The organism is Rhodoferax bucti, from assembly GCF_005876985.1.
GTDB classification, from domain to species: Bacteria; Pseudomonadota; Gammaproteobacteria; order Burkholderiales; family Burkholderiaceae_C; genus Allorhodoferax; species Allorhodoferax bucti.
In genome coordinates this window covers 629,203-651,876 of record NZ_VAHD01000001.1, presented here as the reverse complement: position 1 = coordinate 651,876, position 22,674 = coordinate 629,203, and the positions used below count along the sequence as shown (strand labels likewise).

The following is a 22,674-nucleotide window of genomic DNA, read 5'->3' as shown; positions in this document are numbered from 1 at the left end:
ACGTAGTGGATACGATGTCTTAGAACTGGACGCACATAGGTTCTCACTTAGCTATGTCGTGACGCGTCAACTGGAAACTGTTAGTTTGCGTTAGTCAGCTTAAAGGTTATATACCTTCATTCCTAATTGAATGTCCATCGCTAGGCCGTGTAGATCGCCGTATATATTCTTGGGCCCAATGTTCACTTTACGCAGAAGAGCATAAATATTTTTATAAAACTCGTGAGAGATGCATATCTTGTCCATGTGCACTTCACTGTAAATCTCTAGATTCAACAATTCTTCAATTGACTTGTCGAATGATCCGGAGATTAAAAATGTGCCTGCCTGTTGTTCAAGTCGGTTGTTTAGTTGAACTGGATCAACAAACCAAAGTACATCATGAGAACGATTGTCTAAGATCTTTTCAAAAGCTTCCTCGCATTTTTTATAGAAATTTTTGCTACCGGAATACGTTTCAAAACTCAAATCCCTAGCCACTACGTATTCGCAAGATCTTTCGACTAGCTCTGTGTAGTCGATTGCATATAGTGCAAGACTTTCACCTGGGATAGGGATGAGGCTCTCGATGGCGAAGTAAAGCGCAATGTACGGGCTAGTAGTGAAGTCTAGCAGTCGTGTAGGAACACCATGGTGCTGCATGAGAGAAAGCCATGAAAGTTTCTTTTCTGGCACCTCCATGTCTCTGGAGTAAATTTTGAATTTGGAGCGAAATTGCTCCAAGGAATATTCTTCAAAACCTTTTCTTTTGTCGTGTTGGGGAACCATTCTTTCGAGGGTGCTTTGTAAACCCCAGTTGAAGTTGGCCTGTCCACGAAAGGCGAAGTTGTTCGGATAAGAGTTGACTATTTTGAGTAGCTCATCGATGCTATTTATCGTCACGTGTTTCATAGCGAACCTGTTCGTATCTTTCTCGCATCTGATTAAAAACAACTCGACTTTCTTCTGGAGTTCGTACGCTGAAGTTTGCGCGCACCCCTTTTAAAGGAATGGTTTCAATAACACCATGAGTTTCGATGCGTGCAGTCACTGTGTTTCCGGTTGCTGCATTGGATCTTGTTACATCGATAAGAACTTCTTTGTCTAGATTTGATCCGGCAACCTCAATTGCACCTTTGTCAGCCTTCGTTGCCAAGGCATACACCTCTAATGGCTTTTGAAACAAGGCGTCGGCGTCAATGGGGTTTGGTCCTGTAAATGTTGCCCTAAATTTAAGGATGTGAGTGCTTTTTCGCAGTTTTTGAATGAATCCTTGCGGATCATTTATCGCGTCTACGATGCATTTGACTTTGCGTCGTTTAACGGAATCTGTTGAATCTAGAAGATCATTCAATCTTTTAGCAGTAGCATCGACTTTAGAGTTGACTTTGCTCTTGTCTTCAATTGCAACAACACCTATTGTTCTGTCAAAATAAATGGTCGAAAACGGTCCTTGATAGTCGGTTGCTTCTACAAACTCATCTGTTTGAAAGTCAAATCTATCCGTGCTTGCCTGGGATATTCTGCCAACTGCGAATACTCCTCCGTTTGTGCCAATTTGTTCAATATTAGAAAGCTTCCACTCCGCACCTCTTTTGAGTTTTGTCGAGGGCTTTTCATTAATTGCTTGGAGGAATATATCCTCTGGGCTAGCACCATCGTCAAGTATGTCTTTTTGATGATCTCTGATGAACTTCACTCTGAATAGAAAATACTTCTTGTGCTTTAGAGCCATTGCCATCCCTTATAAAACGCTTTGTTAATGCTTGATGTTCAAGTCGCGAGAGCGCAGTCGAGAACATTTTTCTTATCGAATTGCGAGATCTTGCTGAGCGTCCAATGCTTTTGCCTAGGCACTAGCAGGCCCCGGCGGGGCGGGGGGTGCAGCACACAAAAGTCGGGGTGGGTATTGCGCGGGCCCATGGGCACGTCGTACCAGAGCAGGTAGTCGTCATCGAGCTTTTGCTCCAGCCGCTCGGCCACCCTGCGTTCGCCACCTGTCATGCGTGAAACGCACGAACTCATTGCCGGAATCAATGTCGCCATGAAAACCTGCCACCCTGAATGCTTTTTTTAGATGGCCGCCATCATGCCCGCTTAAAAGCACAAGTTCCAGTGATTCGCGCTTTCAAATTCCATGTTTTGTGAAAAATTAGTCTCTAGCGCCCGCCGAATGTGCGCAAGCAGCTTCTGAATTGATAGCAATACGCTCCGTGGCGGCGCATAACAGCTTGAGTGAATGCCAAACTGGTACTAAAGTGGTAATATAAATAAGACCACTGTACCTCTCCCCAAACCCCCGTGCCCGCCGCCTTATCCCCCAGCCCTGAAGACACCTCCCCGCTGTATGTGCAGCTGGCCCGCCAGCTTACGGCGGACATTCGCGCCGGCACTTACCGGGTGGACCAGGCGCTGCCTTCCGAGCGGGTGCTGTGCGAGTCGCTGGGCGTGTCGCGCATCACCGCGCGCAAGGCGATTGACGTGCTGGTGGAGCAGGGCCTGGTGGTGCGCCGCCATGGCTCGGGCAACTTCATTGCGCCGCGCATCGAGCAGCCCACCAGCAAGCTCGCCAGTTTTTCAGAGGAGCTGCGCCAGCGCGGCTATGTGCCGGCCAGCCAGTGGATCACCCGCGAGTCCGGCGTAGCCACCGTGCCCGAGCGTGAGGCGCTAGGCCTGCCGCGCGGTGCCAAGGTGGCACGCCTGCTGCGCTTGCGCCTGGCCGATGGCGTGCCCATGGCCTACGAGCACAGCGCGCTGCCCCTGAGCGTGCTGCCCCGCCCGCAGGAGCTGGACGGCTCGCTCTACCTGCACCTGGCCCGCAGTGGCGCCGCCCCCGTGCGCGCGGTGCAGCACCTGCGCGCCATCAATGCCATGGCCGGCATTGCTACCCACCTGCAGGTGCCCGAAGGCGCCGCGCTCTTGTGGGTGAGCCGCGTGGCCCACGCCGCAGATGGCGCCGCCATCGAAGTCACCCAAACCTATTGCCGCAGCGACTACTACGCCTTTGTGGCCGAACTCCGGAGCACCCCATGAGCGCACGCACTTCTTTGCAAGGCCACATCCTCACCCCCGCCGGCTTTGTGCACGGCAGCCTGCACCTGGGCGCAGACGGCCGCATTGCCGCTATCACCGGCGAGCCGGTGAGCGAGGCCCAAGTGCGCGAGAGCAGTGCGCCCATCGTGCTGCCCGGCTTTATTGACCTGCATGTGCACGGCGGCGCGGGGCACGACATCATGGAAGGCGGCGACGCTGCCTGGCACGTGGCGCGTCTGCATGCGCAGCACGGCACCACTTCACTCTTGGCCACCACCATGACCGCGCCGCAAAGCGATCTGGATGCCGCCTTTGCCGCACTCGCGCCCTTGTGCGCCGCGCCTGCGCCCAACGCCGCCCGGGTGCTGGGTGTGCACCTGGAGGGGCCCTACATCAGCGAGGCGCGCTTGGGCGCACAGCCGCCATTTGCACGGCCGGCCAGCTTTGACGAAATCCACCGCCTGCATGCGCTCGCGCCTATCCGCCTGATCACGCTGGCGCCCGAGGTGGGTGGTAACGAGGCGCTGATTGCGCAGCTGGTGGCCGAGGGTTTCAAAGTGCAGCTGGGCCACACCACCGGTAGTTACGAGCAGGGCGTGGCTGCGCTGCGCTGCGGGGCTACGGGCTTTACCCATTTGTTTAACGCCATGTCGGCCCTGCACCATCGTGAGCCCGGCATGGTGGGGGCGGCGCTGGCGCATGCCGAGTTTGCCGAGGTCATCCCCGACCTGCTGCATGTGCACCCCGGCGCCATCCACGCGGCGCTGCGCGCGATACCCAAGCTGTATTGCGTGACCGACTCCACCTCGGCTGCCGGCATGCCCGATGGCGACTACAAGCTGGGCCGCCACACCGTCACCAAGTGCATGGGCGGTGTGCGCCTGGCCGATGGCACGCTGGCCGGCTCGGTGCTCAGCATGGACCAGGCGCTGCGCAACCTCGTCACCACACTCGGCCTGAGCCTGGCAGACGCGAGCTGCCGCGTGTCCACCTATGCTGCCGACCACATGGGCTTATCCGACCGGGGCCGCCTGCAGCCCGGCGCCTGGGCCGATGCGGTGGTGCTCAACCGCGACTTGCAGGTGCAGGCGGTATGCGTCGAAGGCAACGAAGTGCTATTGAAATAGGAGCTGCTCGCGCAGACTCTACGTGCGCTTGAGGGCTTTAGACACACTTTCCTTGGCATCGCCTACCGAGGCGCGCACCGCACCCGGGCTCAAAACCACCTTTTATATTCAGTAGTAATAAAGGGATTGACTTTTATTTGCTTATGGATATAATTTAACGCAGGAACACGGTGCTACCCCGACACACCCCGTTCCACGGAAGCCGCCAAGAAGCGTTTCTTGCCGCTGGTCTCCGGTTTATTCGACACCTGTCGACCGCGTTGATCTGCAGAGCAGCAGCCAACCGAATCTCTTTTTGCTCAAGCCGGCCTTACAACGTGGCCCGCACCTCTCCCTTTTCATGAATCAGAATTTCGAATCCGCTATCCCCATGGGCAACTACATTGTTTCGCCCGCAACGCAAGAAACCAGCAACGGTTTGTACCGCGCCTCCATCGCCGTGCAGCGCGCCCAAAGCAAGGGCGCTTATTGCCGCATCTTCAACTTCGACTGCGAGTTCGTCTCCCGCGAAGCCGCCCGTGTGTACGCCATTACCCAAGGCTGGCTGGAAGCAGGCGCACCGCGCCCGCAAGCCTGCTGAAGCAAGCCGGCGCACGCAGCCACCCACATCACCCCATTTCCGCCGCCCGCAAAGGCAGCAACCCCGCGCACCCCAGCCACCCGGGCTGACAGCGCACTCACTGAAAGGCTCACCATGAGCAGCAAAATTTACGTGGGCAATCTGCCCTACTCCGTCACCGACGACAGCTTGCAGAGCAACTTCTCCGAGTTCGGTGAAGTCACTTCCGCCAAGGTCATGATGGACCGCGACACCGGCCGTTCCAAAGGCTTTGCCTTTGTGGAAATGAGCACTCCCGCATTTGCCCAAGCCGCCATTGACGGTTTGAACGGCCAATCGGTTGATGGCCGCTCTATCGTGGTCAACCTGGCCCGCCCGCGTGAAGACCGCGGCAGCTCGGACGGCTACCGTGGTGGCCGTAGCAGCTACTAAGCGCTCAACGCCCACAAAAAAGCCGGCTCTGGTAGCCGGCTTTTTTGCGTTTGGTGTGTCGCGTGTGGGGGCTGCTCAGGCTTCCGCCGGCAACGCCGCCAGCAGCACCGTCACCACCAGCCCGCCCTCGGCGTGGTTGTGCAGCCGGATCTCGCCGCCGTGGGCTTGGATGATGTTGCGCGCAATGCCTAGCCCCAAGCCAGTGCCGGTGCGGTTTTGCTGCTGGCCGTGGCTCAGGCGCACATGGGGCTCAAACGCCGCCGACATGCTGGCCTGCGCAATGCCGGGCCCGAAGTCGCGCACCTCCACCAGCGCGCGGCTGCCTTGCAGGCTCAGGCGCACCTGCACCCGCTCGCCATAGAGCACCGCGTTGTCCAGCAGGTTGCTTAGGGCGCGCTCCAGCGCCAGCGGTTTGCCCAGCACGCTCACCGGCTCTGCCGTGCATTCGATGGTGGCGTCGGGGTGAATGGGGCGTTGCGCCAGGCGGGCGAGCAGGGTGTCCAGCCGCACGGGGGTGAGGTTCTCGTGGATGTCGGTGTCTTTCACGCTTTGCAGTGCGGCTTTGACCATCACATCGAGGTCGTCCAAGTCTTCGTGGAACTCGGCGCGCAGGGTATCGTCGTCCAGCAGTTCGGTGCGCAACTTGAGCCGCATGATGGGTGTTTTGAGCCCGTGCGAAATGCCGAGGAACAGCCGCTCCCGGTCCACCAGGTAGCCTTGAATGCGGGCCTGCATTTCATTGAAGGCGCGGGCGGTGCGGCGCAGCTCGGCGGTGCCGGTTTCGGGCACGCTCTCGGGCGCGGTGTCGCTACCAAAGGCATTGGCGGCCGAGGCAATTTTGTTCAGCGGGCGTATGAGCCCGCGCACCAGCAGCACGCTGATCACCAGGGCGGTCAGCAGCGTCACCAGCTGCAGGGCCACGCGGTCCCAGGTGAGGGGGTTGGCGTTCTCCAGAAAGTAGGGGTCGGGCATGGTGGTGGCCAGGTACAGCCAGCGGCCCGGCTCAAATTCGGCCTGGATGACCAGCACCGGCGCGGGGCGGGGGCGCAGCAGCAGGGTGGCTTCCACCCACGAGTCCGGCAGGTCGCGCACCATGCGCCCGTCGTCGGACACCTGCAGCGTCTCGGGCCAGGCAAAGGCCACGCTGGGGGGCTGGGTGCCGCCCGCCAGATTGCGGGTGAGGTCGCCCTGCATGGCCTCGACCACCGTGTCCACCAAGGCGTTGTTTTGCACCGGTTGTACCGGCACCCGGGCTTTGTTCACGTTGATGAAAAAGCGGGTGCCGCCCATGGTGCGTAGCTGCTCGATGAGGATGGGGCGGAACTGCGGCGGCAGGTCGCGAAAGAAGCGGATGGAGCCTGCCGCATTCAGCGCAATCGCATGGCCGGCACTCAGGGCCTCGGCCCGCGCACTCTCGCGCAACTGCCGTGCCCACAGCAAGGTGCCCACCAGCTGCGCGCTGATGACGCCCAGCGCCATGACCACCACAATGCGGCCCAACAGGCTGTCGGGCAGGTAGCGCCGCGTCCAGCGGCGGCGCTCAGGGTTCGGCATGGGCCGTCACATCGGCAGAAAACACGTAGCCGCTGCCGCGCACGGTTTTGATCAGCACGGGCTGCTTGCCGTCGTCATTCAGGCGCTGGCGCAGGCGGCTCACCTGCACGTCCAGCGAGCGGTCCAGGGGGCCCAGGTCGCGGCCACGGGTTTGCTCCATCAGGCGGGCACGGTCCAGCGTTTCGCCGGCGTGCTCGGCAAAAAAGCGCAGCAGGTTGAAGTCCATGCTGGTGAGCACCACCGGCTCGCCTTGTGCGTCGGTGAGCACGCGCTCGACCACGTCCATGCTGAAGCCGGCGAACTTCAAAAACCGCACCGGCGCACCGGGCGCACCCACCTGCATGCGGCGGTGGATGGCCTTGATGCGGGCCAGCAGCTCGCGCGGGTTGTAGGGCTTGGCGATGTAGTCGTCCGCGCCCAGCTCCAACCCGACGATGCGGTCGGTGTCGTCTGCACTGGCGGTGAGCATGATGATGGGCACCGGCGACTGGCTGCGCACGCTGCGGCACAGGGTGAAGCCATCGGTGTCGGGCAGCATCACATCCAGGATGACCAGGCTCAGCTCGTCCTTGAAGCGCTCGAACTCGGCATTGAAGCTGGCGCCGTCGTGGGCGACGCGCACTTCGTACTGGTGCTTCTCGAGGTAGGTCTTGAGCAGGTTGCGGGTTTTTTGGTCGTCGTCAACGACAAGCAGGGTGCGGGTCATGGGCTGGTCGTGCGGGTTAGCGTTCGGCGCTGGGGGCGCGGATCACGGAGGCCAGGCGGCGCTGGGCTTCGGCGGCTTCCATGCGGGGGTCGGTCAAGTAGCGCCACAGGGTTTGGGCCACGGCGTCTTTGATGGCTTCATCGGCCGCCATGCGGTGGGCCAGGCTGGGCACGCGGGCGTTGCGCACATTGGCAAAGGTTTCCCAGGAGTCGCGGGCGCAGCTGTCGAGGGCCGCAGGGTCAATGTCGCGGCGCACCGGCACCGCGCCTTTGATGCGGTTGTAGGCCAGTTGCGCTGTCTGCCCCACCACGACCTCGGCCATCTTCTCTTGCGCGGCTTCGCGTGGGCGGGCACTGACCAGCATGGCCAGCGTGTCGATGCTGTAGAGGTGCATGTTTTCGGTGCCGGGCACCACGGCGCAGCCGAAGTCGCGTACCGGGCTGGCGCCCCAGGCCATGAGCTCGCCCTTGGCCCAGTCGCCCATGATCATCATGCCGGCGTTATCAGCCATAAGCTCGCGGGTGCTCTCGGTCCAGGGGCGCTCCACAGGGGCATCGGTGGCCAGGGCGCGCAGCCAGCGCAGGCGTTGCAGGGCGCGCTCCACGCGGGCGTCCATCCAGGCGCTGCTCTTGCGCTGCACGATGAGCTCGCGGTACAGCGCAGGGCCGGCGTCGCCCAGCAGCACCGTCTCAAATACGGTGGAAATTTGCCAGGGCTCGTCGCTCCAGGCCAGGGGCCGTATGCCTTTGGCTTGGAGCTTGCGGGCCGTCATTTCAAACTCGGCCCAGCTGCGCGGCGGGCTGAGGTTGAGCCTGCCGAAGACCTTGCGGTTGTAGAGCAGGGTGTTGATGCGCTGAATGCCCAGCGGCGCGGCAATCACATCGCCCTTGTAGGTGACCAGCTCGAGCACCGTGGGAAACAAGACCTGCGACCAGCGCTGGCGCTGCGCCACCGCGTTGAGCGGCATCACCAAGCCGATGTCGGCCCAATCCGTGAGGGTGGTGCCTATGAGTTGGGCCACGTCCGGCGGGTCGCCCATGAGCACCCGGCTTTTGAGCACTTTGACCGCCGCCATGCCACCGCCCCCGGGAATGGCCGCGTCCTTCCACTGCACACCGGCTTGTGCCAGTTGCAGGGCCAGCTGGTCGGCCGCCTTGCGCTCGCTGGCCGAGGTCCACCAGTGCAGCACGTCCATGGGCACACCCACGGGTTGTGCCTGCGCGCTGTGCAGGGTCAGGCAACACAGCAGCAGGGTGGCGAGGCGGGCGAAACCTTTCATTTCCTGTCGATTTGTAATGTTGTGTATGCCTGCCCGTCTGCACCCTTGCCAGCAGCCTCCGTGGAGGCCGTGCGGCAGGTAATAAAGCGTAATGCGCAGGTGCGGTGCATGGCGAAAAAATTCAATGGAATCAACGACTTATGTTTGTAATCGGGCCCGCCTGATGCGGTTTGATATTACAGGGGTCACAGCATAACCTCCGCCCCACTGCACGGCTACCGCGATGCACGGAGCTGGCAGTTTCATGTAACCAATGATCAGGAGATTCCATGTCCCAACCCCTTCGCATGGCCGCCGCCGCGGCAGCGCTGGTTTGCAGCAGCTTTGCAGGTGCCGGTACGCTCACCATTGAGAGCTGGCGTGTCGATGACAAAGGTTTGTGGGAAGACGTGCTGCTGCCCGCCTTCTACAAAGCCCACCCCGGCATTACCGTCAAGTTCGCGCCCACCGCGCCCCCTGAGTACAACTCTGCCCTGAACGCCCGCCTGACCGCCGGCACCGCAGGTGACCTGGTGACCTGCCGCCCGTTTGACGTGTCGCTGGACCTGTACAAGAAGGGCCATCTGGACAAGCTCAACGGCAATGCGGCCCTGAAGAACTTCCCCGAGTCCGCCCAAGTGGCGTGGCAGACCGATGACGGACGGGACACCTACTGCGTGCCCATGGCGTCTGTGATCCACGGTTTCTTCTACAACAAGAAGGTGTTTGCCGAGCTGGGCCTGAACCCGCCCGTGACCGAAGCCGACTTCTTCAATGTGCTGGACAAGGTCAAGGCCGCTGGCAAGGTCGCTCCGATTGCCATGGGCACCGCCGACCAGTGGGAAACCCACCAGATCGTGTACACCGGCATCGGCCCGAACTACTGGAAGGGTGAAGAAGGTCGCAAAGCACTGATCGCCGGCAAGAAGAAGTTCACCGACCCCGAGTTCGTGAAAACCTGGGACGTGATGGCCAAGTGGGCCAACTACTTGCCCAAGGGTTACCAGGCTCAGACCTACGGCGATTCCCAAAACCTGTTCGGCAGCGGCCGTGCTGCCATCTACCCCGCGGGTTCCTGGGACATCTCCTACTTTGAAGGCAACAGCAAAGTCGAGTTCGGCGCCTTCAAGCCGCCCGTGGCCAAGGCCGGTGACCCTTGCTACATCTCGGACCACACCGACATCGCCATGGGCGTGAACAGCAAGAGCAAGAACAAGGCAGATGCCCAAGTCTTCCTGAACTGGCTGGCCAGCAAAGAGTTTGCCGACCTGTACACCAACAAGGTGACGGGCTTCTTCTCGCTCTCCAACCACGCGATTGATGTGAAGAACCCTGTGGCCAAGGAAATGATCGGCTGGCGCAACCAGTGCAAGAGCACCATTCGCCTGAACGCCCAGATCATGAGCCGCGGCACCCCGAGCATGGAAAACGAGTTCTGGAACGTGAACTCCCAGGTCATGAACGGAAAGATGGCGCCCAAGGACGCTGCTGCGCAAATCCAGACCGGCTTTGCCAAGTGGTACGCCCCCGCCAAGTAAGCACTGGCGTGTGAGTCAGGAGTGCAGGCCGGTGGCTTGCACTCCTTGCGGCGCCCCTCCAATCGCCGCTCCCCCGTTCTCCTTTGTCTCTTTGACCAACAAGGTCTTCCATGAAACTCGGCTTTTCCTGGCGGGTGCTGGTGTTTATCGCCCCGGCACTGCTGATCTACGCCACCTTTAGCGCCTTGCCGCTGATCGATACCCTGCGTTTGGGGTTGTACACCGCAGACGACACCGGTGCCCGCAGCTTTGCCGGCCTGGCGAACTACACCACCATCCTGAGCGACCCGCAGTGGTCGACCAGCTTCTGGAATGCGATGGCCAACAACCTCAAGTTCTTCGCCATCCACATGCTGGTGCAAAACCCGGTGGGCCTGCTGCTGGCGGCGCTGCTGTCGCTGCGCAATGTGCGCTTTGCGGCTACCTACCGCACCGTATTTTTCTTGCCCACGCTCTTGTCGGTGGTGATCATCGGTTTTGTGTGGCAGCTCATCCTGTCACCGTTGTGGGGTGTTTCCGAGCGGCTGCTGTCTCTGGTGGGCTTGGGCGACTGGTTCGCTCCCTGGCTGGGGCTGGAGAGCTCGGCGCTGATCACCGTGTCGCTGATGTCGGTGTGGCAATACATCGGCGTGCCCATGATGCTGATCTACGCCGCGCTGATTGCGATTCCGGAGGACATCATCGAAGCCGCTGTGGTGGAAGGCGCCTCGCCCTGGCGCATCTTCTGGCAGATTCGCCTGCCGCTCATTTTGCCCACGCTGGGGCTGGTGACCATCCTGACCTTTGTGGCCAACTTCAATGCGTTTGACCTGATCTACACGGTCAAGGGCGCAGTGGCGGGCCCTAACTACAGCACCGACATTCTGGGCACGCTGTTCTACCGCACCTTCTTCGGCTACCAGTCGCAAGTGGCCAGCCCGACCATGGGCGCGGCCGTGGCCACCCTCATGTTCCTGGTGATTCTGGTGGGCGTGGCCATTTACTTCCTCGCGGTGCAGCGCAAGCTGCAGCGCTTTGCCATGTGAGGCCGCTGATGGCAAACATTTCTACCTCCAAATCTCTGCCCTTCGCGCCCAGCCGCGTGTTTGTGCACCTGACCCTCATTGGCTACTTGCTGCTGGCACTGCTGCCCATCCTGCTGGTGTTCATGAACTCGTTCAAAAGCCGTGACGCCATCTTCAACGACCCACTGGCCTGGCCCACGCCCGAGACGTTTTCGCTCATCGGTTACTCCAAGGTGCTGGGCCGCTCCGACGTGCTCATGTACTTCGGCAACAGCTTTATCGTCACGATTGCGTCGCTGTTTTTCATCCTGCTTTTCGGGGCCATGGCGGCCTGGGGCTTGTCGGAATACCGCTTCAAGGGCAACCGCTGGCTGAAGTTCTTTTTTGCCTTTGGCATCATGGTGCCTATCCGCCTGGGTACGGTGTCCATCCTCCAGCTGATGGTGGAGCTGAACCTGGTGAACACCCTCACCGCACTGGTGCTGGTGTACGTGGCGCAGGGCTTGCCGCTGGCCATCATGATCCTGTCGGAGTTCATGGGGCAGGTGCCCGGTGAGCTCAAAGACGCCGCGCGCTGCGACGGCATCGACGAGTTCCGCATCTTCTTCCAAGTAGTGGTGCCGCTGATCCGCCCGGCCATTGCCACCGTAGCGGTGTTCACTATGGTGCCGATCTGGAATGACCTGTGGTTCCCGCTCATCCTGGCGCCGTCGGACAAGACGCAGACCATCACCCTGGGTATTCAACAGTTTGTGGGGCAGTACGCCACCGACTGGAACGCCGTGCTGGCCTCGCTCTCGCTGGCCATCGTGCCGGTGGTCACCCTCTACGCCCTCTTCTCCCGTCAACTGATCCGCGGCATCACCGCGGGCGCCGTCAAGTAAAGCAGAACCACCATGGCAAGCGTTTCCCTTCAAAACATCAGCAAGCGCTACGGCAACAACGAGCCGGTGCTGCACAACATCAACCTCGAAATCGAGCACGGCGAACTGGTGGTGCTGGTCGGCCCCAGTGGCTGCGGCAAGTCCACCTTGTTGCGCGTGCTCTGCGGGCTTGAAGACATCAGCAGTGGCGAGCTGCGCATCGGCGAGGACCTGGTCAACGACCTGCCGCCTGCCGAGCGCGGCATCGCCATGGTGTTCCAGAGCTATGCGCTCTACCCGCACATGACGGTGTACCGCAACATGTCTTTCGGGCTCAAAATCCACGGCGCCAACAAGGCCGACATCGACAAGCGGGTGCGCGACGCTGCCAAGGTGCTGCACATCGACCACCTGCTGGAGCGCCTGCCCCGTGAGCTCTCCGGTGGGCAGCGCCAGCGCGTGGCCATTGGCCGCGCCATCGTGCGGGAGCCACGACTGTTTTTGTTTGACGAGCCGCTCTCCAACTTGGATGCTGCGCTGCGCGCCAAGACCCGCATCGAGCTGGCCCGCCTGCACCGCGACCTGGGCGCCACCATGGTCTATGTGACGCACGACCAGGTGGAAGCCATGACCTTGGGCGACAAGATCGTGGTGCTTAGCGAAGGCCATGTGCAGCAAGCGGGCACGCCGCTTACGCTGTACCAGCAGCCCGCCAACCGTTTTGTGGCGACCTTCATTGGCTCGCCCACCATCAACCTGCTGCCGGCCCGCGTGATCGAGGTGCTGGAGGCGGGTGCACGCCTGCAACTGAGTAATGGCAGCAAGGTGCTGGCTACGGTGGATGCCTCGCAACTGCAGGTCGGCGAGACGGTGGAAGTGGGCCTGCGCCCCGAGCACTGCGAAGTGCTACCCGCTGGTGTGGCACCAGGGGCTGATGACACGGCGCTGGACGCCGAGATCACGTTGGTGGAGCACCTGGGCGAGTCCAACCTGCTGTACCTCAAGATGGACGACGGGCAAGAGCTGATCGTGCGCGGTGACGGCAATGCCGAAGTGCGCTTGGGCGATTCGGTCATCGTGCGTGCGGCCCCCTCAGCCTTGTACCTTTTCCGTGCCGACGGCACGGCCTGTACCCGCCTGAACCCCGGCAACATGCGCTCGGCCCATGCGCGTTGAGTCGCTGCCGCCTCACATCCATTACGCCATTGGCATTGATGGCGGCGGCACCAGTACCCGTGCGCGGGTGGTGCATCGCAGCGGCGTGGTGGTGGGCGAAGGCAAGGCCGGTGCCTCGGGCCTGACCCAGGGCATTGCGCAGGCCTGGCGCCATATTACGCAAGCTGTTACCCAAGCGACGGAGGGCCGCTTGCAAGCCGGCTGGCCGCAGCCGGTGCCGGCCAACTGTGCTTTGGGGCTGGGCTTGGCCGGGGCCAACAATGCGGCATGGCATGCCGAGTGTCTGGCCGCCGATCCGGGCTATGCCACCTTGAAGCTGGAGTCCGATGCGGTCACGGCGCTGCTGGGTGCGCATGGCGGGCACCCGGGTGCGTTGGTCATCGTAGGCACCGGTGCGGTGGGCCTGGCCTTGCTGCCGGACGGGCAGCGCCGCACCAGCGGTGGTTGGGGCTTCCCGAGTGGTGATGAGGGCAGCGGTGCCGACTTGGGCCTGCAAGCCATCAACCTTACCCAACGCGCGCTGGACGGCCGTGCTTTGCCGGGGCCTCTGACGCGCGCCGTATTGCAAGCCACCGGTGGCACGCCCGAGGCCTTGTTGGCCTGGTGTGGCGCGGCGGGGCAAGGCGAGTACGCCAGCCTCACGCCCCTGATTTTTTCGCTCGAGGCGTCCGACCCTGACGCCGCCCGGCTGCTGGAGCGGGCCCTGCACCAGCTTGAAGCATTGGCCCGTGCCGTGGACCCTACCCACACGCTGCCCTTGGTGGTGGCCGGCAGCGTGGGGCAGCGACTGGCGCCTCGGCTCAGTGCTTTGGTGGGTACGTGTGTGGTGCCACCGCAGGGTGACGCCATGGACGGCGCCCTGACCCTGTGTATGCAATGACATGAAAAGAGATTCCGGAATGACAACATTGATGTTGCAAGAGGCCTTGTCCTCGGCGCGCCAGGTGGCGCAACAACTGGCGGGCGATGAAGGTCGCTATGCCGCGCTGGGAGCCGCTCTGCGGGCTTTGCCGCCCCAGGGTGCGGTGACGATTGCCCGTGGCAGCTCGGACCACGCGGCCGCCTACTTCGCCTACCTGGTGATGTCGCGCACCGGGCAGCTGGTGACCTCGCTGCCCATGTCGCTGCTCACTCTGTACAAGGCGCCGATGGCGCGGCAGCGGGTGCTGGCCGTGTCCATCTCGCAGTCCGGCCGCAGCCCCGATTTGTATGAGCCCATGCAGGTGTTTGAAAAAGCCGGGGCGACCACGGTGGCACTGGTGAATGACATCAGCTCGCCCCTGGCGCAGGCGGTGGATTGGGCTATGCCCTTGCACGCCGGCCCTGAGAAAAGTGTGGCGGCCACCAAGAGTTTTATTTGTGGTCTGGTAGCCGGTGCACGGCTGGCCAGCCACTGGGGCGCGCATGCGGACTTACTCGATGCGCTCAAGACACTGCCTGCGGCGCTGGACGAGGCTTGTCAGCAGGATTGGAGCGCTGCAGTAGAGCCTTTGCGCACCGCCAGCCAGCTCATGGTGATTGGGCGCGGCCCGGGTCTGGCGATTGCGCAGGAGGCTGCTCTCAAGTTCAAGGAGACCTGCGGCATCCAGGCCGAGGCCTTCAGCGGGGCCGAGGTCAAACACGGCCCCATGGCGCTGGTGAACGACAACTACCCCATGTTGATCTTCGCCCTGCGTGGCCCGGCCCAGCCCAGCCTGATTGCCCTCGCCGCCGAGATGCGCGGCCGTGGCGCACGGGTGTTGCTGGCCGCGCCGGCCGATGTGGCAGAGCGGGACCTCACCTTGGCCACCGCGCCGCAGGAGGACCTGGACCCGATCACCGCCATCCAGAGTTTTTACTTGCTGGTGGAAGCCGTGGCCCGCGCACGGGGGCTGGACCCGGACCAGCCGCCCCATCTCTCGAAAGTCACAAGCACCCGATAAACTGGGTGCATGCATGTTCAGACTTTGATGATGGAAGGGGCCCCCGCAGTCCAGCTGCGAGGCCCCGCAGGCGATTCGGTGACTGTGCTCTTGCGTGGCGCCCAGGTGATCTCGTGGGTGGATGCGCAAGGTGTGGAGCGCCTGTATCGCAGCCCGGCCTCTGCGCTGGCCGGCCCCCAAGCGGTGCGCGGCGGTGTACCGGTGATTTTTCCGCAGTTCAACGAGCGTGGCCCCATCATGCGCCATGGTTTTGCGCGCACCCGTGTATGGGAATGGGTGCCCTCGGATGGGACCTCTGCCGAGCCGCAGCTGGTCTTCCGCATGCAGCACGCTGCGCACGAGACGCCTTTGTGGCCGCATGACTGTGCATGTACCTTGACTGTGGCCTTGGTGCCGGCCGGCCTGCGCATGACGCTGGCCGTGCACAACACCGGCAGCAGCCCCTTGAGCTTTCATGCCGCGCTACACACCTACTTGGAGGTGGGCGACGTGACCCGGACCACGCTGATCGGTGTCTTGCCGCAGGGCGAGGTCTTGTCGCTGGCCGAGCCGATTGACCACTTGTTTGAATCCGTGCCCGGCCCATTTGCCCTGCGCAGCCCTGCCAGCGCGCTGGACCTGGCCCACGAGGGCTTTACCGACGCCGTGGTCTGGAACCCCGGGCCGCAGGCCGTGATGGCCGACCTGCCCGCTGGGGGCTATGCGCGCTTCCTGTGTGTGGAGGCTGCTTTTGTCGGCGTTCCGGTGCAGCTCGCATCCGGCGCGCATTGGCAAGGTAGCCAGTGCTTTTTTATCGTTACCTAGCACCGCCGCGTAGGGGTATGCCCCGCTTTTTTACAATGCCGGCGCACACGGTGCCCGGCACCATCCAACGGAAAACTCCATGACATCCCCTGAATCCACTCCCAAGAGCCCCAAATTGCGCCCTATTCCGAACTTCATTTTTGCCAGCCGCTGGTTGCAGCTGCCCCTGTACCTGGGCCTGATCGCCGCGCAGGGCGTGTACGTGTTTCACTTCTGGGTGGAGCTGGTGCACCTGCTGGAAGCCGCTTTCGGCAGCCAGACCGCGCTGCAGGCCTTGGTGTCCAGCATCGGCTACAAGTCGGATGTGCCCGTGCCCGCGTTGAACGAGACCATCATCATGCTGGTGGTGCTGGCGCTGATTGACGTGGTGATGATCTCCAACCTGCTGATCATGGTGATCGTGGGCGGCTACGAGACCTTTGTGAGCCGCATGGACCTGGACGGCCACCCCGACCAACCCGAGTGGCTGAGCCATGTGAACGCCTCGGTGCTCAAGGTGAAGCTGGCCACCGCCATCATCGGCATCAGCTCCATCCACCTGCTCAAGACCTTCATCAACGCCGCCAATTACGACGAGAAGGTGTTGATTGCCCAGACGGCCATCCACATCACTTTCTTGTTCTCGGCCATTGCCATTGCGTACACCGACAAGCTGCTCAACAGCAGCCACCAGAACACCGGGCACTGAGCCCGAAGTCACTAACTAGGGGTTTTGAGTCAGGCCACCGGCTGGTGGTCTGCATCCGGCCGGTGGGCCGGGTCCACATGGGTCATCAGGTTGAGTACCCGGTGGCGTTTGAGCACCGCCAGGCGGGCCGCCACCGCGATGTTGTGGCCCTCCTCGACGGTGAGTTTGGCGTCCACTTCAATGTGGGCATCGGCCACCACCATGTCGCCCATCTTGCGGGTGCGTACATCGTGCACACCGGCCACACCGGGGGTGGCTTTCAGGGTGGCGCGAATGGCTTCCACCTCTTCTTCATCCACGGCGCGGTCCATCAGGTCGTGCAGCGCATCCCAGCCGAAGCTCCAGCCCATTTTGCTGACCATGAGGCCCACCACCAAGGCGGCCAGCGGGTCCAGCAGCGGGTAGCCCATCAAATTGCCGATCAGGCCCAGCCCGACCACGAGGGAGGACGCGGCGTCGGAGCGTGCGTGCCACGCGTTGGCCACCAGCATGCTCGATTTGACCCGCTTGGCAGCCGCCAGCATGTAGCGGAACAGCAGTTCTTTGAACACCAGCGCCGCACCGGCCACCCACAGCGCACTGGCGTGGGCGGTGGGAATGCTCTCCGGCGTCTGCAGCTTGCCCACGGCGGACCACACCATGCCCAAGCCCACGGTAAGCAGAATCACGCCCAGCGCGAGTGAGGCAGCGGTTTCAAACCGGTGGTGGCCGTAGGGGTGGTCTTCGTCCGCATCCTTGCGGCTGAAGTGGTTGGCAATCAGCACCACGAAGTCGGACACCAGATCAGACAGCGAATGGATACCGTCTGCCACCAGACCTTGCGATTTGGCCGCGATGCCCACCACGATTTGCACCGTGCTGAGCACCACATTGACCACCACGCTCACCCAGGTGCTGCGCGAGGCCACGGCGGCACGCTCCGCTGCGCTATGTAGTGCGTGTTCGGACTCGTCGTCTTGTTCAATGAATTGCATGGCGCGCAGTCTGCCTCGTGTGTATGAAGGTTTGCTTAACCCGTCCTCAACTCAGGTGCTTGCCCGCAATGCCGGCCAACTCAAACATGGTGACCTGCGGCTTGCCGAACACCGCGAGCAGCTTGGCATCGGCATTGATGCTGCGCTTGTCCTTGGCGTCTTGCAGGCCGTTGGCCTTGATGTAGTCCCACAGCTTTTTCATGACCTGTGGGCGCGCAATCGGCTCGGCGCCGATCACCGCGGCCAACTCGGCGCTGGGCTGCTTGCCGCTGGCGGCCGTGGTTTTGCGCGGGGCTTTGGGCTTGGCCTCTTTGACGGCAGCAGCTTTCTTTGCAGGGGATTTTTTGGCTGCAGCGCCCGCAGAACCTGCGCGAGCAGCTCCTGTTTTTGTAGCGGCTGTGGTTTTTGCAGCTGCTTTGTAGGCCGTTTTGCGGGGAGGGAACTTGGAGGGGGCGAACTCGAAGTTCACTTTGCCTTCGGTCGCATCCCAAGCCAGCATGGCCTTGAAGTTGCGGCGGGTGCGCATGGAGACAAATTTCTCCAGCATGTCGGTCTTGCCGGTGGCCAGCAGCTTTTGCATCTGCTCGCGCTCAATGGGTTGCTGCAGGATGATCTGGCCGCTCTTGAAGTCGCAGCTCGGGGTGGCCTGTGCATCGGTGGGCACCGATTTTTCGCACACGTAGTTCTTGCCGTGCTCGAAGACGTTGCCGCCGCACTTGGGGCAGGCGCCCAGCGCAGTTTGCGTGCTGAAGTCGATGATCTCGCCGTCTTCTTCGCCGGCCTTGTCGTCGCCGAAGTCGAACTCCAGTTTGTAGTTCTTGGCCTCTTCATCAAACTTGATGACCATCTCGGCCACAAAAGGCCAGCCGGCTTTGGAGCGGAAACCGTCCAGCGGGCCAATGTGTTTGTCGCGCAGGAACTGCTCCACCTCGGCCAGCTCAAAAGTGCGGCCTGCGGGAGACTTGCCGAACGAGAAGCCGCATCCTTCGCTGTGACCGTCTGCACCGGTGCAGGTGTAGCGGCGGTAGTTTTCCTTCACGATGCCACTACAGTTGGGGCACGGAGCTGCGAGCGTGGCGTAGTCACCGGGGATGGTGTCGCGGTCGTATTCCTTGGCTTTCCGGACCATGTGCTCGGTCATGGCGGCGATCTCGGCCATGAACTTTTCACGGCTGAGCTTGCCCTGCTCCATCTGGGCGAGCTTGTATTCCCATTCGCCGGTGAGTTCGGCCTTCGTCAGTTCCTGCACATCCAGGCCGCGCAGAAGCGTCATGAGCTGGAAGGATTTGGCGGTGGGAATCAGCTCGCGGCCTTCGCGCAGCATGTACTTTTCTGCGATCAGACCTTCGATGATGCTGGAGCGGGTGGCTGGTGTGCCCAGGCCCTTCTCTTGCATGGCTTCGCGCAGCTCGTCGTCTTCCACGGTTTTGCCGGCACCTTCCATCGCGCCGAGCAGCGTGGCTTCGGAGTAGCGTGCAGGTGGTTTGGTCTTGAGGCCCTTGGGGTCTACCGGGTCGCCCTTGACCTTTTCGCCGGGCGCCACGGGCACCAGGTTCTGGCCCTTGTCGCCTTCTTTGGCGTCTTCCACTTCAGCGGCGGCTTCTTTGCCGTAGATGGCCAACCAGCCCGGCTTGACCAGTACCTTGCCTTCTGTTTTGAAGGCGTGCTGGGCAGCGGTGGTGATGCGGGTGGTGACCTGGTATTCCGCGCTGGGGAAGAACACCGCCATGAAGCGGCGTACCACCAAGTCGTACAGCTTTTGCTCCGCCTCGCTCAGGCCGCTGGGCGCTTGCAGGGTGGGGATGATCGCAAAGTGATCTGACACCTTGGCGTTGTCGAAGACGCGTTTGGTGGGGCGGATGTAGTTGTTATTCAGTGCGACCAGGGCGTGCGGCGCCAGATGGCGCATATCGCTGTCGGCCAGCATCTCGAACGTCTTTTTGACGACCGGCACATAGTCTTCGGGCAGGTTGCGCGAATCGGTACGCGGGTAGGTCAAGGCCTTGTGACGCTCGTAGAGGCTCTGGGCAATCTGCAAGGTGGTTTTGGCGGAGAAGCCGAACTTGCCGTTGGCTTCACGTTGCAAGCTGGTCAGGTCAAACAGCAAAGGCGAAGCCTGGGTGGTGGGCTTGCTCTCTTCTGTGACCGTGGCCTGCTGGCCGCGCACGGCGTCTGCAATCGCCTTGGCTTCGGCCAGGGACCATACGCGGTCGGCCTTCTTCTCCGCGTCCGGACCGGTGGCACCGGGCCCCTCCCCCGTGCCGACATCCTTCTTGTGCGCAGGGTTGAACCACTTGGCAGGGTACTCACCGGCCTGGGCGGCAAAGGTGGCGTGCACTTCCCAATAGTCGCGGCTCACGAACTTGCGGATCAGCTCTTCGCGCTCCACCACCACGGACAAGGTAGGTGTCTGCACCCGACCCACGGTGGTCAGGAAGAAGCCACCGTCGCGGCTGTTGAAGGCCGTCATCGCGCGGGTGCCGTTGATGCCTACCAGCCAGTCGGCTTCCGACCGGCAGCGGGCGGCGTCGGCCAGGGGTTGCATCTGGGCGTTGGTGCGCAGGTTGTCAAAGCCATCGCGGATGGCCTGGGGCGTCATGGACTGCAGCCACAAGCGGCTCACCGGCTTGCCCAGTGGCTTGGCGCCACCAGCGTATTGCTCGATCAGGCGGAAGATCAGCTCTCCTTCGCGGCCCGCGTCACAGGCGTTGACGATTTTGTCCACATCCTTGCGTTTGGCCAGCTTGACCACGGCGTTCAGGCGTGTCTTGGTTTTGTCGACGGGCTTGAGGTCGAAGTGGGGGGGGATGACCGGCAGCTGCGCAAAGCTCCATTTGCCGCGCTTGACGTCATAAGCCTCAGGCGCCTGGATCTCGACCAGGTGGCCTACGGCGCTGGAGACGACATAGGTGTCGCTCTCGAAGTACTCATCATGTTTCTCAAACTTGCCGGCCACCGGTGTGAGTGCACGCACGATGTCTTGGGCGACCGACGGCTTTTCCGCAATAACAAGTGTTTTCATCTGACTACAATCCAGTTCTCGCGTGCGCGCAGGCGCGCACTTGCACACGCAGGCACGCACACATGCGCGCCCATACGATTCACCATACCAAATTTTTGTGCCGTGGCAAAAACCCCTGTGAAATCTTCCGCCGTCGCATCCTCCAGCCAGCGCCGCATTCAGACCCGGCGCTCCGGGGTGCATGGCAAGGGGGTGTTCGCACTGCAGGACATTGCCGAAGGTGAAACCATCATTGAGTATGTGGGCGAGGTCATCAGCTGGCAGGAAGCCCAGGACCGCCACCCCCACGACCCCCAAGACCCGAACCACACCTTCTATTTCTCATTGGAAGACGGCTCGGTCATTGATGCCTTGTACGGCGGCAACTCCTCCCGCTGGATCAACCATTCGTGTGACGGCAACTGCATCGCCGACGAGGAAGACGGGCGGGTATTCATCAAGGCCTTGCGCAATATCCGCGCGGGCGAAGAGCTGAACTACGACTACGGCCTCATTCTTGAAGAGCGCTACACCGCCAAACTCAAGGCCGAATACCCCTGCTGGTGCGGCAGCGCCAACTGCCGCGGCACCCTTCTTGCCCCTAAAAGATGAGCATGCGCTGGCCCGCTGAAGCGATTTGGGAGGAGGTATTTGCCGTGCTCCCGGGTTTCAGTGTGGAGGTGCTGTCAGAAGTCGATTCCACCAACACCGAGCTGATGCGCCGGGCCCGTGGGGGCTTGACCGATCCTGTGCTGCTGGTCGGCGAGCGCCAGACTGCCGGACGCGGTCGCCTGGGCCGGGACTGGAAGAGCGATACCCAAGGCGATGGTGGCACCCTCACCTTCTCATTGGGCTTGCCCCTGCAGCCGCAGGATTGGTCGGGCCTGTCGCTGGCGGTGGGCTTGTCGGTGGTGCAAAGCCTGCACCCGGACCTGCAACTCAAGTGGCCCAACGATGTCTGGTGGCAGGGGCGCAAGCTCGCCGGCATCCTGATCGAAACCGCGAGTGCCGGCGATCAGCGCTACGCGGTGATCGGCATCGGCATCAACATCACGCCCCGCGAGGGCGATGGCTTGCGCACCCCGCCTGCGGCCTTGCAGGAGCTGATGCCCGAGCTGGATGCGCCCACCGTGTTGCAGCGCGTGGCAGCACCACTGGTGCACGCGGTGCTTGCGTTTTCGTCCAGCGGCTTTGCACCGTTGCGCAACGCGTTCCATGCCCGTGACCTGCTGTACGGCCAGCCAGTCGTGTGTACCGATGGCACCCAGGGCATCGCCAAAGGGGTGGATGCCGGCGGTGTGTTGCTGGTGCATACTGAGGCGGGCGTTCTCAAAATCAATAGCGCGGAGGTGAGTGTGCGTCCGGCTCCGCCGCCTTTTTCGACTTGATCTATATGTTGCGATTGATTGTTCTGGTGTTGCTGCTGGCCAATGGGGTGTACTTTGCGTGGAGCCAGAACTACCTGCGCGCCTACGGCTTTGCGCCGGTCAGCCCCAATGAGCCGCACCGCCTGGAACAGCAGATCAAGCCCGAGGCGATCCAGCTCTTGAGTGCGGGTGATTTGAAAAAAGCCGAAGCCCAGGTGCAGGCCGATTCAGCCCCCAAGGAGTGCCTGCAGGCCGGCCCGTTTGATGAGGTACAAACGGCTGCGCTGCGCAAAGCACTGGATGCCACCCTGCCCAGCGGTAGCTGGCAGATGGAGTCGCAAAAGGAGCCGGCGCGCTGGATTGTTTACATGGGCAAATACGCCAATGCCGAGTTGCAAGCCAAAAAGCGTGCGGAGCTGGCCGGCATGGGCATCAAGGCGGATGCAGTCGCCAACCCCGAGTTGCAGCCCGGCCTGGTGCTGGCCGGTTTTGACAGCGAAGCTGCAGCCAAGGCCGAATTGACCAAGCTGGCACCCAAAGGCATCCGCACTGCCAAGGTGGTGCAGGAGCGGGAGGCGGGGACCACCCACCAGCTGAAGTTGCCTGCGGTCTCCGAGAGCCTCAAAGCCAAGCTGCCGGAGCTCAAAGCGTCGCTGGCCGGCCACGCTTTCAAGGCCTGCAGCTAAGAC

Annotated in this window: 21 protein-coding genes and 2 pseudogenes; 15 read left to right on the top strand and 8 right to left on the bottom strand. The window is 61.9% G+C overall.

Translation table 11 applies throughout. The annotated features are described in order from the left end of the window. Nucleotides 1-99: 99 nt before the first annotated feature. From FDM28_RS03070 to FDM28_RS03060, 3 genes and pseudogenes are all read right to left on the bottom strand, one after another. Nucleotides 100-891: an FRG domain-containing protein gene (locus tag FDM28_RS03070; protein WP_138512912.1), complete on the bottom strand. Its 792-nt coding sequence runs from the start codon at nucleotides 889-891 to the stop codon at nucleotides 100-102. Next, the gene (locus FDM28_RS03065; protein WP_138512910.1) at nucleotides 869-1,714 is read right to left on the bottom strand and encodes a hypothetical protein; all 846 of its coding nucleotides are present in this window, start codon (nucleotides 1,712-1,714) and stop codon (nucleotides 869-871) included. The genes FDM28_RS03070 and FDM28_RS03065 overlap by 23 nt, the downstream gene beginning before the upstream one ends. Before the next feature lie 80 nt (nucleotides 1,715-1,794). Next, nucleotides 1,795-2,025 (bottom strand): annotated as a pseudogene (locus tag FDM28_RS03060) (nuclease-related domain-containing protein); the annotation flags it as partial. Between the two features lie 255 nt (nucleotides 2,026-2,280). On the opposite strand from FDM28_RS03060, the gene FDM28_RS03055 reads away from it, so the two are divergent. The 4 genes from FDM28_RS03055 to FDM28_RS03040 all read left to right on the top strand — a co-directional run bounded on the left by FDM28_RS03055 (nucleotide 2,281) and on the right by FDM28_RS03040 (nucleotide 5,130). Then, nucleotides 2,281-3,012 carry a GntR family transcriptional regulator gene (locus tag FDM28_RS03055; protein WP_138512908.1) on the top strand — a complete coding sequence of 244 codons (732 nt, stop codon included), beginning with the start codon at nucleotides 2,281-2,283 and terminating at the stop codon, nucleotides 3,010-3,012. Beyond that, on the top strand, nucleotides 3,009-4,139 hold the full coding sequence (nagA, locus tag FDM28_RS03050; RefSeq protein ID WP_138512906.1) for an N-acetylglucosamine-6-phosphate deacetylase: 1,131 nt from the start codon (nucleotides 3,009-3,011) through the stop codon (nucleotides 4,137-4,139). The genes FDM28_RS03055 and nagA overlap by 4 nt, the downstream gene beginning before the upstream one ends. A 340-nt stretch (nucleotides 4,140-4,479) precedes the next feature. Further along, the gene (locus FDM28_RS03045; protein ID WP_240791880.1) at nucleotides 4,480-4,719 is read left to right on the top strand and encodes a hypothetical protein; all 240 of its coding nucleotides are present in this window, start codon (nucleotides 4,480-4,482) and stop codon (nucleotides 4,717-4,719) included. A gap of 114 nt (nucleotides 4,720-4,833) precedes the next feature. Further along, a complete protein-coding gene (locus tag FDM28_RS03040; RefSeq protein WP_087495889.1) occupies nucleotides 4,834-5,130 on the top strand; it encodes an RNA recognition motif domain-containing protein in 297 nt (98 codons plus the stop codon). 75 nt (nucleotides 5,131-5,205) lie between these two features. Here the strand turns inward: FDM28_RS03040 and FDM28_RS03035 are convergent, their stop codons facing one another. Genes FDM28_RS03035 through FDM28_RS03025 form a run of 3 tightly spaced genes read right to left on the bottom strand, consistent with a single transcriptional unit; the run spans nucleotide 5,206 to nucleotide 8,669 of the window. Continuing rightward, nucleotides 5,206-6,684, bottom strand: a complete 1,479-nt coding sequence (locus FDM28_RS03035) for an ATP-binding protein (RefSeq protein WP_138512904.1) — start codon at nucleotides 6,682-6,684, stop codon at nucleotides 5,206-5,208. Next, the gene (locus tag FDM28_RS03030; protein ID WP_138512902.1) at nucleotides 6,671-7,390 is read right to left on the bottom strand and encodes a response regulator; all 720 of its coding nucleotides are present in this window, start codon (nucleotides 7,388-7,390) and stop codon (nucleotides 6,671-6,673) included. The genes FDM28_RS03035 and FDM28_RS03030 overlap by 14 nt, the downstream gene beginning before the upstream one ends. Nucleotides 7,391-7,406: 16 nt before the next feature. Continuing rightward, on the bottom strand, nucleotides 7,407-8,669 hold the full coding sequence (locus FDM28_RS03025; protein ID WP_206021901.1) for an ABC transporter substrate-binding protein: 1,263 nt from the start codon (nucleotides 8,667-8,669) through the stop codon (nucleotides 7,407-7,409). A gap of 269 nt (nucleotides 8,670-8,938) precedes the next feature. Here FDM28_RS03025 and FDM28_RS03020 point away from each other — a divergent pair, with 269 nt between their 5' ends. From FDM28_RS03020 to FDM28_RS02985, 8 genes are all read left to right on the top strand, one after another. Beyond that, entirely contained in the window at nucleotides 8,939-10,186 is a 1,248-nt protein-coding gene (locus FDM28_RS03020; RefSeq protein WP_138512900.1) for an ABC transporter substrate-binding protein, read from the top strand. 110 nt (nucleotides 10,187-10,296) lie between these two features. Next, entirely contained in the window at nucleotides 10,297-11,211 is a 915-nt protein-coding gene (locus tag FDM28_RS03015; RefSeq protein ID WP_138512898.1) for a carbohydrate ABC transporter permease, read from the top strand. Nucleotides 11,212-11,219: 8 nt separating this feature from the next. After that, the gene (locus FDM28_RS03010) at nucleotides 11,220-12,074 is read left to right on the top strand and encodes a carbohydrate ABC transporter permease (protein WP_138512896.1); all 855 of its coding nucleotides are present in this window, start codon (nucleotides 11,220-11,222) and stop codon (nucleotides 12,072-12,074) included. 12 nt (nucleotides 12,075-12,086) lie between these two features. Continuing rightward, the gene (locus FDM28_RS03005) at nucleotides 12,087-13,229 is read left to right on the top strand and encodes an ABC transporter ATP-binding protein (protein WP_138512894.1); all 1,143 of its coding nucleotides are present in this window, start codon (nucleotides 12,087-12,089) and stop codon (nucleotides 13,227-13,229) included. Further along, nucleotides 13,219-14,109: a glucosamine kinase nucleotide-binding domain-containing protein gene (locus FDM28_RS03000; protein WP_138512892.1), complete on the top strand. Its 891-nt coding sequence runs from the start codon at nucleotides 13,219-13,221 to the stop codon at nucleotides 14,107-14,109. Before FDM28_RS03005 ends, FDM28_RS03000 begins: the two co-directional genes overlap by 11 nt. 19 nt (nucleotides 14,110-14,128) lie before the next feature. After that, on the top strand, nucleotides 14,129-15,151 hold the full coding sequence (locus FDM28_RS02995) for an SIS domain-containing protein (RefSeq protein WP_138512890.1): 1,023 nt from the start codon (nucleotides 14,129-14,131) through the stop codon (nucleotides 15,149-15,151). Between the two features lie 9 nt (nucleotides 15,152-15,160). Further along, nucleotides 15,161-15,955, top strand: coding sequence for an aldose epimerase family protein (locus FDM28_RS02990; RefSeq protein WP_138512888.1), 795 nt, complete (start codon nucleotides 15,161-15,163; stop codon nucleotides 15,953-15,955). Nucleotides 15,956-16,034: 79 nt separating this feature from the next. Then, nucleotides 16,035-16,643: a TIGR00645 family protein gene (locus FDM28_RS02985; protein WP_138512886.1), complete on the top strand. Its 609-nt coding sequence runs from the start codon at nucleotides 16,035-16,037 to the stop codon at nucleotides 16,641-16,643. A 29-nt stretch (nucleotides 16,644-16,672) separates the two neighbouring features. Here FDM28_RS02985 and FDM28_RS02980 read toward each other — a convergent pair whose 3' ends face one another. Both FDM28_RS02980 and FDM28_RS02975 read right to left on the bottom strand, forming a co-directional pair. Then, nucleotides 16,673-17,617 (bottom strand): cation diffusion facilitator family transporter, encoded by a 945-nt coding sequence (locus FDM28_RS02980; protein WP_138512884.1) that lies wholly within the window; start codon nucleotides 17,615-17,617, stop codon nucleotides 16,673-16,675. Nucleotides 17,618-17,663: 46 nt separating this feature from the next. Beyond that, nucleotides 17,664-20,639 (bottom strand): DNA topoisomerase III, encoded by a 2,976-nt coding sequence (locus FDM28_RS02975; protein ID WP_138512882.1) that lies wholly within the window; start codon nucleotides 20,637-20,639, stop codon nucleotides 17,664-17,666. Between the two features lie 102 nt (nucleotides 20,640-20,741). Between FDM28_RS02975 and FDM28_RS02970 the strand changes: the two are divergent. The 3 genes and pseudogenes from FDM28_RS02970 to FDM28_RS02960 form a co-directional block, all read left to right on the top strand. Beyond that, nucleotides 20,742-21,227: pseudogene (locus FDM28_RS02970) on the top strand (SET domain-containing protein); the annotation flags it as partial. Between the two features lie 5 nt (nucleotides 21,228-21,232). Beyond that, nucleotides 21,233-22,006 (top strand): biotin--[acetyl-CoA-carboxylase] ligase, encoded by a 774-nt coding sequence (locus tag FDM28_RS02965; RefSeq protein ID WP_420853001.1) that lies wholly within the window; start codon nucleotides 21,233-21,235, stop codon nucleotides 22,004-22,006. Between the two features lie 5 nt (nucleotides 22,007-22,011). Then, nucleotides 22,012-22,671 carry an SPOR domain-containing protein gene (locus FDM28_RS02960; RefSeq protein WP_138512875.1) on the top strand — a complete coding sequence of 220 codons (660 nt, stop codon included), beginning with the start codon at nucleotides 22,012-22,014 and terminating at the stop codon, nucleotides 22,669-22,671. The last annotated feature ends 3 nt before the right edge of the window (nucleotides 22,672-22,674 follow it).